The sequence below is a fragment of the Frankia sp. CcCS3 genome, from assembly GCF_977927575.1.
Genome location: NZ_CDWRCL010000004.1, coordinates 46,079 through 47,895, shown reverse-complemented (window position 1 = coordinate 47,895; position 1,817 = coordinate 46,079). Strand labels below are relative to the sequence as shown.

2 protein-coding genes and 1 tRNA gene are annotated in these 1,817 nt (G+C 64.2%); 2 read left to right on the top strand and 1 reads right to left on the bottom strand.

Features of this window, described 5'->3' with window-relative positions; translation table 11 throughout:
• Positions 1–270: 270 nt before the first annotated feature.
• The gene (locus AC08OQ_RS00960; protein WP_476593786.1) at positions 271–417 is read right to left on the bottom strand and encodes an integrase core domain-containing protein; all 147 of its coding nucleotides are present in this window, start codon (positions 415–417) and stop codon (positions 271–273) included.
• A 145-nt stretch (positions 418–562) separates the two neighbouring features.
• Between AC08OQ_RS00960 and AC08OQ_RS00955 the strand changes: the two genes are divergently transcribed.
• Positions 563–1,078, top strand: a complete 516-nt coding sequence (locus AC08OQ_RS00955) for a hypothetical protein (protein ID WP_476611866.1) — start codon at positions 563–565, stop codon at positions 1,076–1,078.
• Between the two features lie 426 nt (positions 1,079–1,504).
• A tRNA-Ser gene (locus AC08OQ_RS00950) sits at positions 1,505–1,593 on the top strand.
• Positions 1,594–1,817 lie beyond the last annotated feature (224 nt).

Here is a 1,817-nt window from a genome sequence, read left to right as displayed (position 1 = left end):
CGTGGGCCGGTCGCACCGACACCGGGTCGGCGGCCCCGCGGTCGCGCGGGGATTCAACTATGCAATAACCGAAGGCCGGGGATTCCTGAGATAATCCATCGGTTCGCGGACCGCAGTAGGTCCGTTGCGAAAAGGTGGCCTTCCGGGAGCCGGAATGAGCATTTTCAAAGTCGGTTTTTCTAGATCTTTTCCTGCTCCAGGACGAAGACGGCTTGGGTGAATGCGCCGACCCGGCGTTGGCTGGAGTGTTTCCGCTTTTTTGGACGCCCTTTAGGCTGCCAGCTGGCTGATGTTTCTGTGGCCTGGCTCGTATTCCCTGGGTGTCAAGTACTCGAGGGACGAATGGCGACGTGTTGTGTTGAAGTAGTTTTCTATCCAGTCGGCGGTCTTTCTTTTCAGGTCGACGAGGTGGGCCAGGGGCGGGTGTGGATGAGTTCCTTGTGGTAGAACACGTCTCAGCCGCGTGGCCGGTCACAAACGTGCCGGCCACGCCGTGGCTGACGGTTAAGGTGGAACTGAAGAGCACTGCAAACGGTTTACCCGGGACCCCGAGGTGGGGGACGTGAGCGGTATGGAGTGGAGTTGGCAGCCGTACCCGGACGCGGTCGGTCGCAGGGATCTTCCTCCTGTCGAGCCCGGTCGCATCGTCGGCCTGGGCGCCTTGTGTGATCTGTGGGCGCCGCGCGCCGACGACGGGAGTTCCCAGAGCTTCTCGGTCAGTGAGTTCGTCACGCTGGACGACGGCCGGCGGGTGATCTTGTATGAAGATCGCGGCTTCACCGTCAGCCGGATACTCGGTGATCCAGGTCTTGGCGCGGGCCAGTTCGGCGAGACCCGCGACAGCATCACCCAAGACGTGTTGAACGTCGTACTCCCTGATGGCGAACAGCCCAGTGAGGACCACCCCTGGTCGTGGCTGGCCGACCTGGGGCGGGCGCGCGGTCTGGACGTGACCGCGGACGAGCTGCGAGGCCTTCCGTACGAGGTGGTCCTCACCGACGCGGTGACCCGATGGCTCAGCACCCGAAATCTCAGACACGGAGGTCCAACGTGGTCGGATCAAGGAGAGGCTGAGTGATCGGTGCCGTCTGCCGGTGGGACACCGCCGGGTGAATCGCTGTGGCCAGGGCAAGCAGCGCGATCGCGGGCACCGCGATCCCCTATCTGACAGCATGAGGTAAGACAGCTCCCTGCGTCAGCTGGTTTCCTCACGCTGCCGACGAGGGCGTTCGTCGAACAGCTCGGACCTGCAAGCGCGGCCCGCACCGCGTCTTGATCTTAAAACGAGGATTTGGGCAATGTGCGGGCTACATGCTGGCCTCTCGTCAACGATCGGATCACGGACGCACTGACGGGCCACTGCCCGGCGGCCGATCCGGTGCCGACGGGTGACGTGGCGGACAGCACCGGCGCGGGCTGTGAGATCCTGGAGTCGCACCCGGCGGGCACATGGCGGGCAGACTCCGGCGAGCCGGACGTAGCCTGACGTCGTCTCCGCAGGTCAGGAGGGCTCGCCTAGTGGCCGATGGCGGCGGTCTTGAAAACCGCTACGGGGAGTGATCCTCGTCGTGGGTTCGAATCCCACGCCCTCCGCTTTACCAGGCTTTTTGTCGCCGGAGACAGCTGGCGACGATCAGCCTGGAACAGCTGAAGATCCTTGTGGGCACGAAATGGGCACGCTGGGACGTGACCGGGGATCGCAGCCACCGTCCCCGCTGCGTTCTGCCTCGCTGAGTGCAGCAGGTGGACAGATAGCGTCCCTGTGATGGTTGTCGAGCGGGCCCGGCGGATGCGGGCCCGGCGGGAAATGTGGAGGG